Annotated in this window: 13 protein-coding genes; 9 read left to right on the forward strand and 4 right to left on the reverse strand. The window is 37.8% G+C overall.

Annotated features, from left to right (window positions below; translation table 11 throughout):
* Nucleotides 1–29 precede the first annotated feature (29 nt).
* The 6 genes from ACFQIC_RS14230 to ACFQIC_RS14255 all read left to right on the forward strand — a co-directional run bounded on the left by ACFQIC_RS14230 (nt 30) and on the right by ACFQIC_RS14255 (nt 5749).
* Nucleotides 30–1391, forward strand: a complete 1362-nt coding sequence (locus tag ACFQIC_RS14230) for an O-antigen ligase family protein (RefSeq protein WP_204708916.1) — start codon at nt 30–32, stop codon at nt 1389–1391.
* Between the two features lie 12 nt (nt 1392–1403).
* A complete protein-coding gene (locus ACFQIC_RS14235; RefSeq protein WP_390217273.1) occupies nt 1404–2510 on the forward strand; it encodes a glycosyltransferase in 1107 nt (368 codons plus the stop codon).
* Nucleotides 2507–2977, forward strand: a complete 471-nt coding sequence (gene pssD / locus ACFQIC_RS14240) for a PssD/Cps14F family polysaccharide biosynthesis glycosyltransferase (protein ID WP_204708915.1) — start codon at nt 2507–2509, stop codon at nt 2975–2977. The genes ACFQIC_RS14235 and pssD overlap by 4 nt, the downstream gene beginning before the upstream one ends.
* Nucleotides 2974–3453 (forward strand): PssE/Cps14G family polysaccharide biosynthesis glycosyltransferase, encoded by a 480-nt coding sequence (gene pssE / locus ACFQIC_RS14245; RefSeq protein WP_204708914.1) that lies wholly within the window; start codon nt 2974–2976, stop codon nt 3451–3453. Before pssD ends, pssE begins: the two co-directional genes overlap by 4 nt.
* Nucleotides 3454–3529: 76 nt before the next feature.
* Nucleotides 3530–4414 carry a UTP--glucose-1-phosphate uridylyltransferase GalU gene (gene galU / locus ACFQIC_RS14250; protein ID WP_390217274.1) on the forward strand — a complete coding sequence of 295 codons (885 nt, stop codon included), beginning with the start codon at nt 3530–3532 and terminating at the stop codon, nt 4412–4414.
* Between the two features lie 15 nt (nt 4415–4429).
* Nucleotides 4430–5749 (forward strand): UDP-glucose dehydrogenase family protein, encoded by a 1320-nt coding sequence (locus ACFQIC_RS14255; protein ID WP_204708912.1) that lies wholly within the window; start codon nt 4430–4432, stop codon nt 5747–5749.
* A gap of 200 nt (nt 5750–5949) precedes the next feature.
* Here the strand turns inward: ACFQIC_RS14255 and csaB are convergent, their stop codons facing one another.
* The 4 genes from csaB to ACFQIC_RS14275 all read right to left on the reverse strand — a co-directional run bounded on the left by csaB (nt 5950) and on the right by ACFQIC_RS14275 (nt 11344).
* Nucleotides 5950–7023, reverse strand: a complete 1074-nt coding sequence (gene csaB, locus ACFQIC_RS14260; RefSeq protein ID WP_204708911.1) for a polysaccharide pyruvyl transferase CsaB — start codon at nt 7021–7023, stop codon at nt 5950–5952.
* Between the two features lie 14 nt (nt 7024–7037).
* Complete coding sequence (locus ACFQIC_RS14265) at nt 7038–8597, reverse strand: putative polysaccharide biosynthesis protein (protein WP_204708910.1); 1560 nt, start codon at nt 8595–8597, stop codon at nt 7038–7040.
* Nucleotides 8594–9325: a WecB/TagA/CpsF family glycosyltransferase gene (locus ACFQIC_RS14270; protein WP_204708909.1), complete on the reverse strand. Its 732-nt coding sequence runs from the start codon at nt 9323–9325 to the stop codon at nt 8594–8596. The genes ACFQIC_RS14265 and ACFQIC_RS14270 overlap by 4 nt, the downstream gene beginning before the upstream one ends.
* A 105-nt stretch (nt 9326–9430) precedes the next feature.
* Nucleotides 9431–11344 carry an S-layer homology domain-containing protein gene (locus ACFQIC_RS14275; RefSeq protein WP_204708908.1) on the reverse strand — a complete coding sequence of 638 codons (1914 nt, stop codon included), beginning with the start codon at nt 11342–11344 and terminating at the stop codon, nt 9431–9433.
* Nucleotides 11345–11755: 411 nt separating this feature from the next.
* On the opposite strand from ACFQIC_RS14275, the gene ACFQIC_RS14280 reads away from it, so the two are divergent.
* From ACFQIC_RS14280 to ACFQIC_RS14290, 3 genes are all read left to right on the forward strand, one after another.
* On the forward strand, nt 11756–13153 hold the full coding sequence (locus ACFQIC_RS14280; RefSeq protein ID WP_204708907.1) for an N-acetylmuramoyl-L-alanine amidase: 1398 nt from the start codon (nt 11756–11758) through the stop codon (nt 13151–13153).
* Between the two features lie 63 nt (nt 13154–13216).
* Nucleotides 13217–14872 carry a S8 family peptidase gene (locus tag ACFQIC_RS14285; RefSeq protein ID WP_204708906.1) on the forward strand — a complete coding sequence of 552 codons (1656 nt, stop codon included), beginning with the start codon at nt 13217–13219 and terminating at the stop codon, nt 14870–14872.
* Nucleotides 14873–15553: 681 nt separating this feature from the next.
* Nucleotides 15554–18439 carry an S-layer homology domain-containing protein gene (locus ACFQIC_RS14290; protein ID WP_204708905.1) on the forward strand — a complete coding sequence of 962 codons (2886 nt, stop codon included), beginning with the start codon at nt 15554–15556 and terminating at the stop codon, nt 18437–18439.
* Nucleotides 18440–18609 lie beyond the last annotated feature (170 nt).

Raw genomic sequence — 18609 nt, forward strand, 5'->3', positions numbered from 1 at the left:
ATATTAAATGTTTTGGAGGAATGGGGTTTATGCAACACGGAAAGAATACTCATCGATTTAATAGGCTTATTGAAATTTATCTTGTCACTTTTATACTGTTACAACCTTTACTAGATGTCACAGCTTATATAAATTTACCGATTTCTGAACCGGTTCGAGTCCTGACTCTTTTCCTCGGACTAGTTTATATCCTGCTTAGCCCCCATAATAGGGCTAAAGTTATGGCCATAAGCTACATAGTATTACTTGGTATATTTATGAGTGCAAACTTAGTGAACAATTTTGTGGTGAAAGACCCATTCTCCTTGATGACTGAGATGACTTATATTATTAAAACATCATATTTTCTGATCATGCTTATCATTTACTATTTTGTATTTAAGTCGTTGAGTGGACAATTTGAGTGGAGGAATACATTCCAGAAATACGTAACGATTAATTTAGCGGTCATTGGATTCATCATGCTTTTAGCTTCATTGACAGACACTGGAAATAGGAGTTACGGAATGTTGGATAAAGAAGGGCACTCCGGTTGGTTTTATTCTGGAAATGAGGTTAGTGCCATTTTAGGTATAGGTTTTGCAGTTATGATTCTTTACCTGATGAAACAACCAACAGTCAAAAAAAGCTTCTTGCTCCTTCCATCAGTAATTGTTACTTCTTGGGCAATTCTTACTGTTGGCACTAAGGTAGGAGTAGGTTCACTCCTTATGGTGTTAGCACTTGGAAGTATAATCGCTTTATTTGAGATTTGGAAGAAGCGAAAATGGTTTAATGCTATTCTTCTACCTACTTTACTTGTTTTGTCCATATTTGCTGTACCTTTTACGGCTGTGGGAAACAATTTAGGTTTGACAGCTGAAAGAATGGATCAAGTATCCGAGGGTGAAAATGCTGACGATGATCCAAACAATAACAGTGAGACTGAAGATGATGAAGACACAAATTCAAGTGATAGATCTGCACAAGCAAGAGAGCTATTGAGTAGTCGAGATGTATTCTTAGCTGAAAAAATAGATCAATATAAAGAGGCCCCAATATCACAGAAATTATTAGGAATGGGGCGCGGCGGAAATTATAAAGAAAAGCCAAGTTTAGTAGAAATGGACATTTTAGATTGGTTTTTAAATTTTGGTATCCTTGGATTTATTGTACTTGTGATTCCAATCGTATTCTTTTTATTTATGATCATGAAACATTTAGTTATTAGCCGGTTTAGCGTTTTAAATGGAGAGAATTTGTTCGTCGGTATAGCTGTAGCTATTGGTTGTGGTACTGCATTTTTGGCTGGACACGTATTATCTTCACCAGCTTCAGGAATATATTTAGCACTGTTAATGGCCTATCTATATAGAAGCACTAAACCAATGCAAAGGGTGAGCAAAAAATAGGAAGGTGATTCTTTGCCTAATCAAAAAATACTCGTAATTACAAATATGTATCCGGGAAAAAGGAATAAAACCTTCGGGATCTTTGTTAAAAACCAAGTGACTTCCTTACGTGCAAGACAGTTTGATGTGGATGTTGCTGCGGTTAAAGACCCTAGAGTAGGGAAAAAGTACGTGGCATGGAAATACCTTAAATGGATCCTTCGAATGGTCCTCCTTCTTATCACCAAAGGTCGGAAATATGACGTAATTCACGCTCACTATGTTTTTCCTAGTGGTTGGTTTGGCAGACTTTTAAAAAAAATCACAGGTGCTAAATTGGTTGTGACTGCCCATGGCGGTGATATAGATAAAATGCCGAAAAAAAGTGCATTTATCCATACCCAAACGAAGCATATTCTTCATGATGCAGACCACATAATTGCTGTAGGCGAAGGATTAAAGCAGGAAATGATCCGAGAGTTTAAAGCCCCCGAGTCACTGATCACAGTTATGAGTATGGGGGTAAACCGCCAAGTTTTCTTTCCTGTAGATAAAAATCAAGCAAAACAAAATTTAGATTTGGAAGAATCCCACACTCATTTATTGTTCGTTGGGAATATTATTGAAGCTAAAGGATTACTTGAGCTGGTGACAGCATTTGGACAACTTAAAATGAATAATGATAAGCTGAATTTACATATAGTTGGTCAGCCGAAACAAGAATCATTTTTAAATGAGTTGAAAACAATATTGCGTAAGGATAACATAAAGGATGTACACTTCCATGGCACCTTACCACAGAACGAAGTGGCCAAATGGATGTCTGCGGCTGATATATTTGTTCTACCATCCTATATTGAAGGGTTCGGTCTAGTCGCTGTGGAAGCGATGTCCTGTCGAACACCGGTCGTGGGTACGGATGTTGGTGGGTTATCACATCTATTAAAAGATAACCATGGTATTCTCGTGAAACCCAAAAATACGAGCTCTTTACGAGAAGGCATTCAAAGATTATTGGAAGACCCTTCTTTACAGAAAAAGCTAATAGAAAATGGAGAACATCAAGCACAGGAAAATGATCAAGACGTTCTTATTAACCTATTATGTAAGGTTTATGAGAAGATCGGAGCGAAGAAATGAAGAAGAAAAAGTTGTTGTTGATTTCTTCGATAGGGGGGCATTTAACGCAGTTGTTGCAGTTGGAGCCTCTTTTCACTCAGTACGATTATCATATTGTGACAGAGAAATCAGATATCACAAAAGACTTAAAGAATAAATATCCTATATCGTTTTTAGTATACGGAGCTCGCAACTATCCATTCCGATACATTTTTAAGTTTTCCTTCAATATAATTAAGTCACTATTTATCTTTCTGAGAGAACGACCAGATATCATTATAACGACGGGGGTCCATTCCTCTGTCCCTATGTGTTACATCGCAAAGTTATTCAGAAAGAAAGTTATATATATTGAAAGTTTTGCGAAATCTTCTTCGCCTACACTTTCTGGGCGTATGATTTACCCGATTGCGGATTTATTCATTGTTCAATGGGAATCTATGAAGAAAGTGTATCCGAAGGCAGTATATGGAGGGAGCATCTATTGATCTTTGTCGTTTTAGGCACTCATGAGCTACCATTTCTTAGGTTGATAAAAGAGGTAGAGCGATTGAAAGAAGCAGGTATTATCGATGAAGAAGTCATTGTGCAAAATGGAAACACCTCTTATGAAAGTGATGAGTTAACGCTTAAGCCATTTGTAACATACGAAGAAATGGACCACCTTTTCGAAGAAGCACGGATTATTATTACACATGCTGGAACTGGTTCAGTAACAACGGGTTTAAAGAAAGGGAAAAAAGTAATTGCTTCGGCTAGACTCAAAGAATTTGGGGAACACAATGATGATCACCAACTAGAATTAATTAATGTCTTTTTAGAACAGGGATATATATTAAACTGGGGGAAAGGTGAAGATCTGGAAGAAACCTTGAAAGAAGTGGAGTCATTCCAGCCTCGCCCTTTTCAGTCTGGAAAAAAACAGATGTTTCAACTAATTGAAGATTTCATCGATCAGTCGTAAGATCTTCTTTTAAATAAAAGTCGAATGAAATATGATATTCTTGGGTAAGATGTTTCGAATAAAGGAGTTGATGGAGTTGAAAGTACGTAAAGCAATTATTCCTGCAGCGGGGCTTGGAACACGCTTCCTGCCTGCAACAAAAGCTCAACCTAAGGAAATGCTTCCCATCGTTGACAAGCCGACCATCCAGTATATTGTGGAGGAAGCAGTCGCCTCGGGAATTGAAGACATCATTATTGTCTCAGGCCGAGGAAAAAGAGCGATTGAAGATCACTTTGACAAATCCTATGAACTTGAAGAAAAACTTATTGAAAAAGAAAAATATGAAATATTAGAGGAAGTTCAAAACATATCAAACCTAGCTAATATTCACTATATCCGTCAAAAAGAGCCAAAAGGCCTGGGTCATGCCATTTCATGTGCCAGTCGGTTTATTGGAAACGAGCCCTTTGCTATTCTATTAGGCGATGATATCGTGCAATCAGAAGTGCCTTGCTTAAAGCAATTGATGGAAGTGTATGAGCAGGAGGAATGTTCCGTTGTTGGAGTACAGGAAGTACCTGCTGACCTGGTTTCCAGCTATGGAGTGGTAGCGCCGCGTACAGGTGCGAATCCATCAGAAGATCAAATTGAAATTGAAGACTTGGTAGAGAAACCAGCTAAAGAGGAAGCACCTTCGAATTTGGCGATCATGGGCCGATACGTGCTAACACCAAACATATTTGATATACTTGAAAATTTATCTCCAGGACGCGGAAACGAAATTCAATTAACGGATGCAATCAAACAATTAAATTCATCTGAGAGAGTTTTAGCTTACAATTTTAAGGGACATCGCTATGATATCGGAAATAAACTAGGATTTATTGATGCAACCCTTGATTTTGCATTGAATCGTGACGACTTAAGGGATGATGTTCGCCAACTATTAAAAGAAAAATGGACACAAATAGACCAATAAAGTAAGGTGAAACTAATGAAAATTTCTGTTATTGGAACGGGATACGTTGGACTTGTTACAGGTGTTTGCTTGTCAGAAGTAGGTCATGATGTGACATGTGTGGATATTGATGAAAAGAAGGTTCAAAATATGCGTAAAGGAATTTCTCCCATTTTTGAACCGGGTCTAGATGAGTTGATGACTAAAAATATAAACGAACAACGTCTTTCCTTCACAAGTGATTACCAGGAAGCCATGGTAGATAAGGAAATTGTATTTATCGCTGTAGGCACACCACAGTCGAAGGATGGGTCTGCTGAACTTACTTATTTGAAAAAAGCGTGTAAGAGTATTGCCGCACATATGACCGACGACTTGATTGTAATAACAAAAAGTACGGTACCTGTAGGAACGAACGAATATGTTAAAGAGCTCATCGATAAGAATAAGACAAATTCATACAAAGTGAGTGTCGTTTCCAATCCGGAATTTCTTAGAGAAGGATCGGCTATCCATGACACATACCATGGCGACCGTATCGTTATAGGTTCAGAAGAACAAGAAGCTTTAGATTGTGTCAAAGAAGTCTATGCTTCCTTCACAGTTCCGATTTTAGAAACCGACTTGCGAAGTGCTGAAATGATTAAATATGCATCCAATGCCTTCTTAGCTACAAAAATCAGCTTCATTAATGAGTTGGGAAATTTATGTGAACGCTTAGGCGCTAACATTGAAAATGTAGCAAAAGGTATGGGAATGGACAAGCGCATTGGTGATAAGTTTTTGAACGCTGGTGTTGGATATGGCGGCTCCTGTTTTCCTAAAGATACAAATGCTTTAGTATCGATTGGAAACAGTGTCGGCTATTATATGTCGATCGTTGATAGTGTGATTGAAACGAATGAAAAACAGCAGCGCATCATCATTGATAAAATTAAAGAATTTTATCCCGACTTATCCAATAAAAAAGTTGCTGTCTTAGGTCTTGCTTTCAAACCAAATACAGATGACATGCGTGATGCGCCTTCGATTAAAGTGATTCGAGAATTGGTAGATAATGAGGCGGAAGTTTATGCGTACGATCCGATTGCTAAAGAAAATGCGAAGATTTTTCTACCTGGAGGAACGATCTATAAAGATTCGATCGATGAAACCATTGAAGATAAAGACTTTGCCATTATCATGACAGATTGGCAGGATATTAAAGAATATCCGTTAGACCAGTTAAAGAATAAATTAAAGAACCCTACCCTCTTTGATGGGCGTAATTGTTTTAATTTACAAAAAGTAGAGGAAATTGGTCTTGAGTACCACTCGATTGGTAGACCTTCTATTGGGATAACAAACAATAATTGATAGAAAAATCCCCTTATGACAAGTCATCTGAAAAGTTCACTTATAGTAACGGTATCAACACATTAAAAATGTAATGTAAATGACCATCAATTCGTATGCGAATTGATGGTCATTTTTTGTTGGTATCATGGAATTTATGGTTTAAAAATCGGAGCCTCTACCCGTGTGGAGGATGACAAGCAAAATGCCAAAGACTTTTTTTACAAATTCTCTATCATTGATATGATTTCTTTAACAGCTTGATTTGACTCACTTTTCTTCTTCCAAATGATTCCTTTAAGATGATTCTGCACATGAGTTCGTTCCTTGTTAAGTCGGGACACTTCTTGTATGATTTCCTCTTCTTGCCAAAACTCATCATTTACATGGACGAGTACGTTTTGATCTAAGAGATTAGCGAACGCATCAATCTTGGGGTCATAAGAAATTGCAATAAAGGGTGTAGTTGAGATCGCTGAAAAAATTAGCGAGTGAAGTCGCATCCCGATAAGAAGCTTGGAGTTGGCAATTGTGTCTATTTTCTCTTGAATGGACAAATGATGAGGAAGAACCTCGGCAGACTCCTCCATTAAAGAGCGAATGTCTTCGGAACATTGGGCATCGTTCTCCCCGTGCATGGGAATAAAAACAATCTGATAACCACCAGGTCGAACTAATCGATCAAGAGCATGAGCTATTTTCTCTTTGTATGGCTGTTGTGACGGCCAATCCCTTACGCTTACCATAATAATAGAGTTGTTATTTTGTGTGTAGCTGGACGTAGTAGGGGAGTAGTCTAATCCCATGACACTGTCTGGGACGACGGTTATTTCTTTCTTTACACCAATTTCTGTTAGTAATTGTTTAGATTCTTCGTCTCTAACTGTAAGGTAATCTACTTTATTCAACGTCACTTTAGTAAGTTTTTTTGCGATTCTTCCTGTGATGGGCCCCATTCCTTGAGAATAGACGAAAACGGGTCTCCGAAGAAATTTGGCAATTCTCATGACACCAGTGTAGTAGATAATTGATTTAATGCCCGTTACATCTTGCAGTAAGCTACCTCCACCAGTAATTAATCCATCTGATTGTTTGATAGCTTGAATGACTTCTTTTACATTCCATCGGTTGACGGCCTGAACTTGATAAGTATTTCTAGTATGTGTGACGTCATTTGATAAAACTGTAATGTCAATGCTGGCATCGTGCGCTCTTAATTGCTGGATCAATGAGTATAAGATAGCTTCGTCCCCTGTATTGTGAAAACCATAATATCCAGATAAAATCACTTTCATATTATTACCTCACTTTATCTTTTCAACCAATCACCTATCACAGGTAAGTTACTTAAACTTTGTTTATTGACTACTTTCATTAAGAAAAGTTGGCAGAAATAAAATAGCCCACCCAATGTGATAACGATGAGTAAATAGAGCATATTTTCTACGCGTGACCAATTTTCGAATGTAAACCATAAGGCAGGAATTGCTATAACGATTCCCATATTTAATGCAGATAGTACGATCTTTGGTAATTCACGAGGAAAAAGGTTGTAATTGAACTTTTTATAAATAAATATCGTATTTATTACTACTATCATGATATAAACGAACAGGGTGGATAAAGCTGCTCCAGTAATTCCGTAATAATGAATCATAATAATATTAATGAAAGCTTTAAGAATTACGCTGCCTATTACTATGAGAGCAGCGGTTTTCGTAAGATTCATTCCCTGTAAGATCCCTGTCCCCACTATTGCTAGTGAAGTAAACACTGAACTAAATCCAATGATCCCTAGCATAGTACTTCCTTCTAAATTAGTGAATAAAGTAATGTTTAAAGGGAGTGTTAAAGCGAGTAAGCCAAAAGCAGCAGGCCAAGAAATAAGGTGACTAAGATGGTTGGTTTTTTCAATTAACTGTCTTGTCTGATCATATTTTTTTTCGGTTAATTTTTTGGTCATTAGCGGAATAAGTGGGAGTACAACTGAGGTAGCAAATACGGTAGCAATTTGTACTAAAGCAAGACCTCTCCCATAAATTCCATACAAATAAGTAACATTATTTGTACCGTCGCTCTGAGAGTGAAGAGCATAGGGGATAGTTAATGAGTCGATAGCATTTAATAAAGCCATCGTAATCGTACCAATCGCTATAGGGATAGATACCTTTAATATTGTTTTGCTCCATGAGAGAAATGTCTTGTAAGAGAAGTGTTTCAGGCTAGCCTCTGATCCGACTTTATTTTTATAGAGGAGTAATAAATAAACTAACGACACTAGAACCCCTACAATAGAACCCAACATAACCCCTGCCGCTACAACTTCGTTAGAATAACCTCTAGATACGAAATAAATCGCACTGATTAAAATAAGACCGACTCGTATCAATTGCTCAAGAACTTGAGAAATTGCAGTTGGCCTCATATCCTCAAAACCTTGAAAATAGCCACGGTACACTGCCATAAATGGGGCAACTAACAAAGTTGTGGATACCACAATTAACGCAGGACGTGTAGAGGGATCACCGAGTACAGTAGAAATTGATTCAGAAAAAGCGTAGAGCAAAGTGAAGCTTATAACCCCAAATAATAATGCTAAGATACTAGCCGTACGTTTGATTTGAAAGATGGCTACATCATCTTTTTGCGTTCTAGCTTCAGCGATCAACTTAGAGATAGCAATAGGAATTCCAGCTACAGACAATATTAAAGCTACCATATAAATAGGGTATACCAGTGTGAAAATACCAAGCACTTCATCTCCGGCAATATTTTGTAAGGGTATTCTAAAAATGCTACCCAATACTTTTGATAAAAGGGTAGCAAAAGATAAAATTAATGTGCTTTTCACAAAAGTAGAGCGTTTCATGAGGAACCTTTCACTTTTTGCTTGATGACATGAAAGGTGAATTGGGGAAGAGCTAACATTCTTCTCCAACGGCTAGGTTGTTTTAATAAACGATAGAGCCACTCAAGGTTCCTGTTCTGCCAACTAAGAGGGGCACGCTTTACATTTCCTGAAATTACATCAAAACTTCCACCCACACAAATAAAAACACCCTTTTGAAAGTGATCGATATTTTGTGAAATCCACTGTTCTTGTTTTGGGGCACCTAAAGCTACAAATACAACGTCAGGGCTGGATTGATTAATCTCTTCAACAATATTGTTATTATTCCAGTCAAAGTATCCGTTATGATGACCAACAATTTTTACCGAAGGGTACTCGGTTTCTATATTTTCTTTTGTGTACTCTAATGTTTCTTGATCAGCACCTAGCAAGTAAATTTTATATTGGTGGTAGTTTGATAGTTGAAGCAAATCCATCATGACATCATACCCTGTTACTCTCTCATGAAGTGGATTATTAAGTATGTGTGATGCCTTCACTATTCCTATACCATCTGCGGTTATATATGTAGCACGAAGTAGATCTTGTTTATAATCTATTTCGCGGTTCGCTCGCATAACGATTTCAGGATTTGCGGTAATAACAAATGACTTTTCCGCACTTTGTATTTGTTGATTTAAGTTATTCACCAATTTGTGGTGATTGATAATAGAAAATGGAATTCCTAAAATGATTACGTGCTTCATATTGTGATGTGACTCCTTTAATATACACATTCATACCTCTACATAATATAACATAAAAAGGTGGCAACATATAGATGTTGCCACCTTTTTTCAACATAATAGGACTTATTTAGCGGTTGGTAGTTTCTCTAAACTTGTACCGTATGGTGAATATCCGTGACTGTAAATAAAGGATTCTTTATAATCATCATCCAATATATTTTTAGGGATGACCTCGTACCAAGTTCCATTTGCTTCGATGGTATCGAGTATTTCTACCGTCACAGTTTCTTTTGGCAGTTGATAAAGAGGAGCCTTATTTGTATTAGCTTCAGGACGGACGTTTACGTTAGTTGTCACGGTCTTTGCTAAATCATTTCTCGCATTTTCCTCTTTGCTGTCGTATTTTTTACTTAAATATTGATCTGCACGATACATGTGTCCAGCAATCTTTTGTCCCCAGTAAGCATCAGATGCATATTTTACATTCATACCAGAGCTCTTGTTTCCGAGGTGGGCTCCGAAGTGATGAGGACCATTACTGGCAAAGTAGCCAGGTCCAATGAAATCTTCCGCAGCCCCAAGAATGCCACTTTCTAAATCATCAAATTCTTCTGCGTTTTCGTAAGGGTTGCTATCTACAGCACCAATACCAAATAAATTATTTTTATCTTTTGCTATCTTACTCTGTCCCCAGTTACTTTCATGAATGGCGTGAGCAAGTAAATAAAGCGCGTTCGTTCCATGTTCTTCTTCTGCTTTCTTAAACGATTCCCCAGTTCCAATCAGAGGACTGTCCGACTCTACAAATTCTACATATTGATCAAGTTGTTCAGCTGTATAGTCTGTTTTACTATACAGAGGCATCCGATTGAAGTACTGGTAAGCTTCACCAACTTCTTCATCATCCTCGTTGTAAAAGGTATTTCCGTTCCAACTGTAATATTCTTCTCCTTCTTTCATAAAGTCAGGAGCTGCTCCGTATGTGTACCCTGTTGATATTCCGCTAATAGAATTATTGATTTTATGAACAAGGTCCCCGTCTTCCACCTCATAATGGGAACGATCCTCAATCATATGTGTTGGTGTGAGATTTACTTTATCTGGATCCACAAATCCAGTTGTGTCCGCTAATTTGATTTTAACCCAATCCTCATCTATCTCAAGCAGTTCCATTTCAACCCCAGAAGTGACATATGTTGAATCAGTAGCTAATGACTCAGATTTATAGAGAATTGTAAATTTATTAGAAATCGCTATTCCTTCATTAATCCAAACAACGTTGTTTCCTTCAAGGACTACGTCATTACCAGTAGTACGACTAACAGCTTCATCATAAGTTTTAAATTCTCCTTTAGTGTCATGATCGGCATTAGCATCAAGAGATACTACAGAGAAATTTAAATTTTCTGAAGGGTTCAATTGATCAAGGAGCCTAGTGATAACTGCTGCGGTTTCCCCGCGGGATGTTTTGTCATCAGGAGCAAATTTCACACTGTCATCACTTAATTTCTTTCCGTTAATAATACGTAAGTACGTTAAACGTTCAACAGCTTCTTTTGCATAATCGTCTATTTGATCATTATCCGTGAAATCTAAAGGCAATCTTTCACTTACAAGCCCTTCGGAATCAGCTGTATTTGCCATCATTACAGCCATGTCTTGACGAGAGATAACATCATTTGGCTTGAAATCTCCACTAGGAAAACCATTGATTATGCCTTGGTTATAGGCAGGTAAAACGTATTTGTGAAACCAATCATTTGAGTTTACATCGTTGAATTCCTTGTCTGGGTATTGATCCTCTTTTAATTCAATATCCAATGCTCGTACTAAAAATGCAGTAAACTCAGCACGCGTAACGGAGTTTTTTGGTTTATATGTACCATCGTCATATCCTTCCATAATCTCTTTCTCAATCAAAGATTTCATTTCCTCTTCGAAATCAGTACCTGTTATGTCATCTTCTGCTGAAGCAACAGGGGTGAAAAGTGAAAATATGAGCGAAAAGCCAAGCAAGGTTAACATTATATTCTTCATTTCCGTATCCATCCTCCTATAGTTTTATAGATTCATTTAATAATCTATCAAAAAATCATATAAAAGAATAGGTATGAAAAATTAGATTGAAAGAGAAGAAAGATCTAAGACTAGAAGAAATTTCCCGTATTCACAAGCTACATAGGTAAAACCTAAAAAGCTAATATAAGGGGGTGGTATAGTAAAATGAGTCTTTCGTAGGGTAATAAATTGACTTCTTTTGACGATATAATAGATAACTATGAAAAGCTTTATACAAAATATTACAAGGGATGATTAAATTGCTAGCTATATATAATACGTTCTTTGTTGAGAAAAGGGGAGTGGTCTAAACATTTATAAGTTTATTAAATTGAAGTAGACTTTGTCGTAACGCTTTTTGGTAAAAATAAAAAAGGAGCACGAAAAAATATGTCTAAAAAATTACTAAGTTTGTTGTTTGCCCTTTTTGTTATATCATTTGGCTTTTTTGATACCGAACAACATGTTTCGGCTAATTCTATTAATGATATTCCTTCAAAGTATGAAAATGAAATAAATTACTTAATTCAGAAAGAAATAGTTGAGGGGTTTCCTGATAACACTTTCAAACCTAAGAACGATGTTTCACGTGAAGAAGCAGCTACAATGATCGGTCGGTCATTAGGATATAATGATGAAAAGCAAGATACGACATTTTCTGACGTACCTTCTAGTTCATACGCTTCTGGCTACATAGCTTCAGCAACCCAGAATAATATCATTACGGGATATCCTGAAGGAGTATTCAAACCAAAGCAAACGATCACTAGGGGAGAAATGGCTGTCATGATATCCAAGTCCTTTAACCTTCAAAAGGAAAGTGACCAATCATTTTCTGATGTATCTAAAAGCCACAAATACTTTGAATATATTAAGGAAGTTGCATCTTCTGGTGTAGCTGCAGGATATCCAGATGGGGGCTTCAAGCCAAATAAAGAGATAACGAGAGAAGAGTTTTCACTATTTGTAGCACGTAGCCTCAATTCAGAGTACCGTGTGCAACAAGAAAGTTCAGAAGATGCGGGAAATTCAGAAGTTATTGATGAACAAGTTGTTACAGCTGACTACCTTAACGTGCGTAAAGGTCCAAGCACAAATTACGGAATTGTCGGCTCATTATCCACAGGAAGTGCCGTTTCTGTTTATGAAGAAAATGGTAACTGGGCATACATTTCTAAAGGTAATGTAAAGGGATGGGTTTCTCAATCCTACCTTATTGATAAACCTCAATCCTCTCATATTATTGCTCTTGACCCAGGGCATGGTGGTTCGGATCCAGGTGCAAGTGCAAATGGATTAATTGAAAAGAATGTAGTACTTGATGTCAGTTTAACCGCTCGAGAATACTTAGAGGATGCAGGTATAGATGTTGCCATGACGAGGCAGACCGACTGGTATCCATCATTAGACGGACGAGTTAAAATTGCTCAAGATAAAAAGGCAGATGCTTTTGTAAGTGTTCACGCAAATGCTTTCGGAGAATCGGCTAATGGAGTGGAAACTTTTTACTCTGCTTCAGGTTTATCGGATCGTGCCTATCGTAGTATGAAATTAGCAGAGTTCATTAATGATCGTTTATATAAAGAAATGGATATGACTGATCGTGGAGTAAAAGAGGCTGGTTTCCGAGTGATCAAGGCGAACCCATTGCCTTCTGTACTTACTGAGATTGGTTTTCTGACCAACGATGAAGATGTAAAGAAATTAAAAACAGATCATTATCGTGAAGCAGCAGCGAGAGCAATAGCTTTAGGTGTTGTCGATTATTATAACTGGAAAGAGGAATAAAGCTAATTAGAGGCGGACATTTGTTCGCTTCTTTTGTAATGATTTAAAGGGGTGGTCCATTTGGTGAGGATCTTTGTAATTGTAATTATTGGTTTATTCTTAGCAGGTAGTTCAAATAACGTATTAGCAGACGAACTACCGAGTGATAACCAACGAGTGATTATAGGATTTAAAGAAGAGATAGATGAAAATATGTTAGAAGAGCGAACGTATGAGATTCATCATACTTTTGAAAAACTTGATGCCGTATCTGCAACGGTGCCGATCTCTTCTCTAAATGAACTTAAGCAACACCCAAAAGTAAAGTCGGTAGAAGATGAGCAAAAAGTTAGTACTGAGACGCAAAAAGTTGACTGGGGTTATGAATCTACCATGGTAGAGCGTTCTACTGAATGGGGATTGACCGGCGAAGGCATTAAGGTAGCTGTTATTGATACTGGCATTGATACAGACCATCCGGATTTAGATGTTGTTGGTGGAGAAAACTTTGTTGAAGACGTGAACAGTTATGATGATGATAATGGTCACGGAACTCATGTTGCTGGAGTAATAGCAGCCAAAGACAATGAGAAAGGCGTTTTAGGTGTAGCTCCCGATGTTGACCTTTATGGTGTTAAATCCCTTGACGACGAAGGGGAAGGATGGGAAGCGCAAATCATTGCGGGTATTTACTGGGCAATCGATCAGGAAATGGATGTCATTAACTTAAGTCTGACCTCCTGTAATACATCAAACACTATGAAAATGGTATTAGAAGAAGCAGAAGCTGAAGGTATTTCAGTGGTTGCTGCCTCTGGTAATAAAATAACTTGTGACGGAGAATATTTAGAGGATGTTATGTATCCAGCTCGTTATAACAGTGTAATCAGTGTAGGTGCCATCGATGACAACAATGAAACGACGTTGTTCTCTTATGGAGGCGATTCGTTAGATTTTGTTGCTCCTGGGGAAAGTATAAATAGTACATATATTCAAACGGAATCTAATGATAGTGGTTACGAAACACTCAATGGTACATCAATGGCAGCCCCATACGTATCAGGGTTAGCCGTACTATATAAACAAGCATTTCCTCATTTTGATGCAAATCAAATAAAAGAAATGTTAATTGAACACTCACTAGACCTAGGTGAAAAAGGAAAAGATTTTGAATATGGGCATGGATTGACTCAGTCCTTAGAGTTTCCGTTTGTAGATATCCAAAAGGAAGAATGGTTTCAATCATATGTAAATAAACTCTATGTAGATAAAGTAATAAAAGGGTTTGAAGATGGCGAATTCCGTCCAGATAATAAAATTTCCCGTGAAGAAGCAGTCACTATGGTAGGACGCGCTCTAGAGTTAGAAGATGCACAAACGACAAACAACCCCTTTCCAGATGTTGATTCGGATGCTTACAGTGCCGGTTATATTGCCTCTGCGAGTGAGTTAGGAATTGTTGAAGGATTACCTAATGGAGAATTTCAGCCGAAGAAGTCGATCAGGCGAGGAGACATTGCCCTAATTATAAAACGAGCATTTGAACTTACTCAGGAATCGGGTGGCCCGACTTTTTCAGATGTTGAAGATCATTACTATGCTAGAGAAGCTATAGAAGCTTTATCAACAAGAGAAATTATAAAAGGGTATCCGGATGGAACATTCAAACCATACTCCTATGTTACACGAGCAGAATTCTCATCATTACTAGCAAAATCCCAAGATCCATCTTTTCGATAATATTTTAATAGAAGAAGAATGGTGTCAGGGATATGGCTGTTGTACGTTGAACTCTCACCTTGTTCACTTTCCCTGCAGTAGTCTCCTTGTTTTCATCCCCATTACAATAAGGAAGTTAACAGAACCGGCAAAGGAGGAAAGTCGTGCATGTACCTTTTCTCTATAGAGAAATCAATAATTTTTGTAACAAAAATTAACAACAAGATATAACACAGCCTAATAGAAAAGACGCTTCCCTTTACAGAAGCGTCTTTTCTATATCATTAGATGTGAATCTTTATCTCTATATAATGTTACATGAAAAATTCTGATAGATTTCAGTTATGTTTCAAAAGGGAGTTCAAAAAATCCTATAAAAACATTTAAATCCTAAAAAATCTGCCGATATACTAATTATAGAGTTTAATCGACATAGATTTCGCAATAGTCTATTACGTTTAGCTTGAAATCATATTGAAATAATGTATTATGGTATTTGAAGCAAATTAATCCATTTCACATAAATCATTCCATTTTTGCGGGATGTTGAGAAACATACATAATAAAGACAGTCATCGTTATCGTGTATTTGGGTTTAATGCTCTAGTAAATCTACTAATCTTTGAAAAGTGAGCTTTTATAGTTCTGACTTAATACATAGGATTAGTTGAAAATTATACCAATCAGGAGGAATTTTGTACTATGGGTTATCAACCAAAGTCAAATCGTAAATTTTATGCAGGAGCTTTATCTGCTGCAATGGTAGCATCAGCCGTAGCACCAGCTGCCGTATCTGCACAACATGACCAATTTCAAGATGTGGATGGTGAAGATTACTACGCGGATGCTATTCATGCTTTATCTGAACAAGGAGTTCTTCAAGGGGACGATAACGGGGACTTCAATCCAGAAGCTGACATTGAGCGTTCTGAAGCCGCAGAAGTTCTAAGAAAAGCTCTAGATTATCCAACAACTGGAAGCGAAGATTATCCTGACGTTAGCGAAGGCGACTGGTTCTATGAGGCTGTTGTTGGCGTTACTGATGCAGGAGTTTTCGGTGGAGATGACCACGGAAACTTTAATCCAGAAGCTTCCCTATCTCGTGAAGAAGCAGCTAAAATTCTTGTAGAAGCTTATGGTCTTGAAGGCGACGGAGAAAGCAGTTCATTCACTGACGTTAACGCCGACAGATGGTCTGCAGAGTATATTGCTATTGCAGAACAAAATGGCGTTGTTGAAGGTCAAGGTGATAATGAATTTGCACCACAAGAAAACATTAAGCGCGGAGATTTCGCATTAATGGTTACTCGTGCAATGAACCCTGATTCTGAAGAAGTAGCTGTTGAGAGTGTAAGTGCGATTGACGCTACTACTCTTGAAGTAACTTTCGACAATGAAGAAACTGTTGAAGTTAAACTTGACGAAGCGCTTGTAGATGGCGAAAACGAAGTTACTTTCACAGTTGACGGTGTTGAGTACACTGAAACTGTTGAATTTGAAGCACCTGCCGTAGAACTTAGCTCAGTAGAAGCAACTGGTGTGAAAACTGTCGATGTTAAATTCAACCAAGCAGTAGATACTGAAGAAGCAACAGTTCAAATTAAACGTGGAGCTGCAATTTATGGTTCTGACGTGGAGTGGAATGAAGAAGGAACAGTCGCTACAGTAACAACTGTAGTAGAGTTACCTGAAGATGATTATACAGCGGTAGTTTCTGGTCTTGGTGAAGAAGATCTAACAACTGATTTCTCTGTTGAAGCAGAGGCAGCTAACGCTGTACAAGTTACAGCTGCAACTGTTGATGATGAAGCTTCAGCAGCACAAGTACCTTTTGTAGTTGAAAACCAGTATGGTGAAGATATGGAAGTACTTGCTACTGATTCTAATCTTAATGTTTCCGCTTATAACGTTACACAAGATGCAGACGTAACGGGTGACATCGCTACTCCTGCTGAGGACTATTTTGAACTAGATACTTCTTCTACGGATGCTTACGAAATTGGTGATGAAGTTAGGTTTACAGTTACCTACAAAGGTCTAACAACCCAGTCTAATGTTTTAGTTGCTGATGCTTCTTCTGCCGCTGATATTGAATTAGGGGACGTTGTTTTAGAAGAAGATGATAACCGATTAAACGTATCTGATGGTACTTTCAAACTTGATTATTCTCTTCTTGATCAATATGGTGAAAGTACTGACCTAAGCGCTACAGGTCAAACGTCATTACCAGCTACAATTGATGGTGTTCAATTTATCAGCTCTGATTCTTCAGTTATTAGTGATATTGCTGTAGTCGATGATGAAGACGGAAATGGAGAAATTGAATTTACTGTTGCAGGTGATGGTACTGCGACTATTACTGCTGTTGTGAATGAATCCGGAGCAGTAGCTACTACAGAAGTTACAGTTGAAGAAGATTCAACTCCGGAAGCAGTTTCTGTTTCCGCACCGACAAGCCTTGTTGCTTCTCAAGATGAGGCATTTAATCTTCCTGTTACAGTAACAGATCAATATGGTAATGTTCTTGAATCTGTGAATGGACTAAACGTTTCCTTTGATGATGCTACTCTAGAAAGCGAAGCTAATCTTACTTTGAATGAAGAAGATGGAGAGACATCATTAGCAGTAGATCTTTCAGGAGTTTCCGATGCCACTATCGATGAGACTACTAAAGCAACTGTTAATATCACAAATGGTGCAGGAGATGAACTAGGAACTGTATCCTTCAACATCGAACCTGAAGCAGAAGTACAAGATGTAGAAGCTGATGATTTGGCTACTCTATTCGAAGATGGTGCTACTCACACAGTAACTAATGATGACTTAACTGTCACTGACCAATACGGACGTTCTATTGAAGGTGCAATTAATGTAACTAGTGATGATACTAGTGTTGTTGATGTTGCCAGCGGTACTGATTTGACTGCTGTAGCAGAAGGCACAACTACATTAACTGTAGAAGTTGATGGAGTAACCGTAGACGTTCCTGTTGAAGTAATTACTTCAAGTGACGTAGAAAGCTATACACTAAATGAAATTGGCACAGTATACGCATCTGCAGGGGATGACTCTTATGATGTAGTGACTGAACTGAGCGGTGTAAACGCTGATGGAGACACAGTTAAACTTGCTTCTAGCACTCCTGACTTTATTACATCAAGTAACACTAATGTTGCTGATGTTGATAGTGATGTAGAAGTTGATGGTGTTGCTGAAGGCACAGCTACAATTTCTGCTTGGAAAGATGGAGAAGTTGTAGGAACAAGCACTGTTACAGTTTCTGAAGAAAAACCATCAGTAGCATCTGTAGACTTTGCTGATACTGTTGCATCAACTATTGCAGATCAGGGAACTGAAGACCTTTCTGGTGATGTAGAAGTCCTAGACCAATATGGTGTAGACCTTGTTGCCAATAATACTCTAGATGTAACAACTACTGGATTCTGGATGTCATCTGATGCTGATATCACTGTTACAGGCGGTACCGCTAATGATACTAATGCAGGTGAATCTGATGATACAACTATCACGTATATTACAAAGAATGGTCTAACAACTTCTACAGACCTAACAAACCCTGCTAACTAATTTAATTTCGTGTCTAACCCACAGCGCTGTAAAGCGCTAAAGGAAAAGCTCTGCGGAGAGAAATCTCTGCAGGGCTTTCTTTTTATATGTATTAATATAGGGGGGGTGACCCACTAGCCTTGCACGACTTGAAATATATGTAAATAGCTTTGAAATCATAGTTCTTTACT

It is taken from the genome of Halobacillus seohaensis (assembly GCF_042663045.1).
In the GTDB taxonomy this organism is placed as follows: Bacteria; Bacillota; Bacilli; order Bacillales; family Halobacillaceae; genus Halobacillus_A; species Halobacillus_A seohaensis.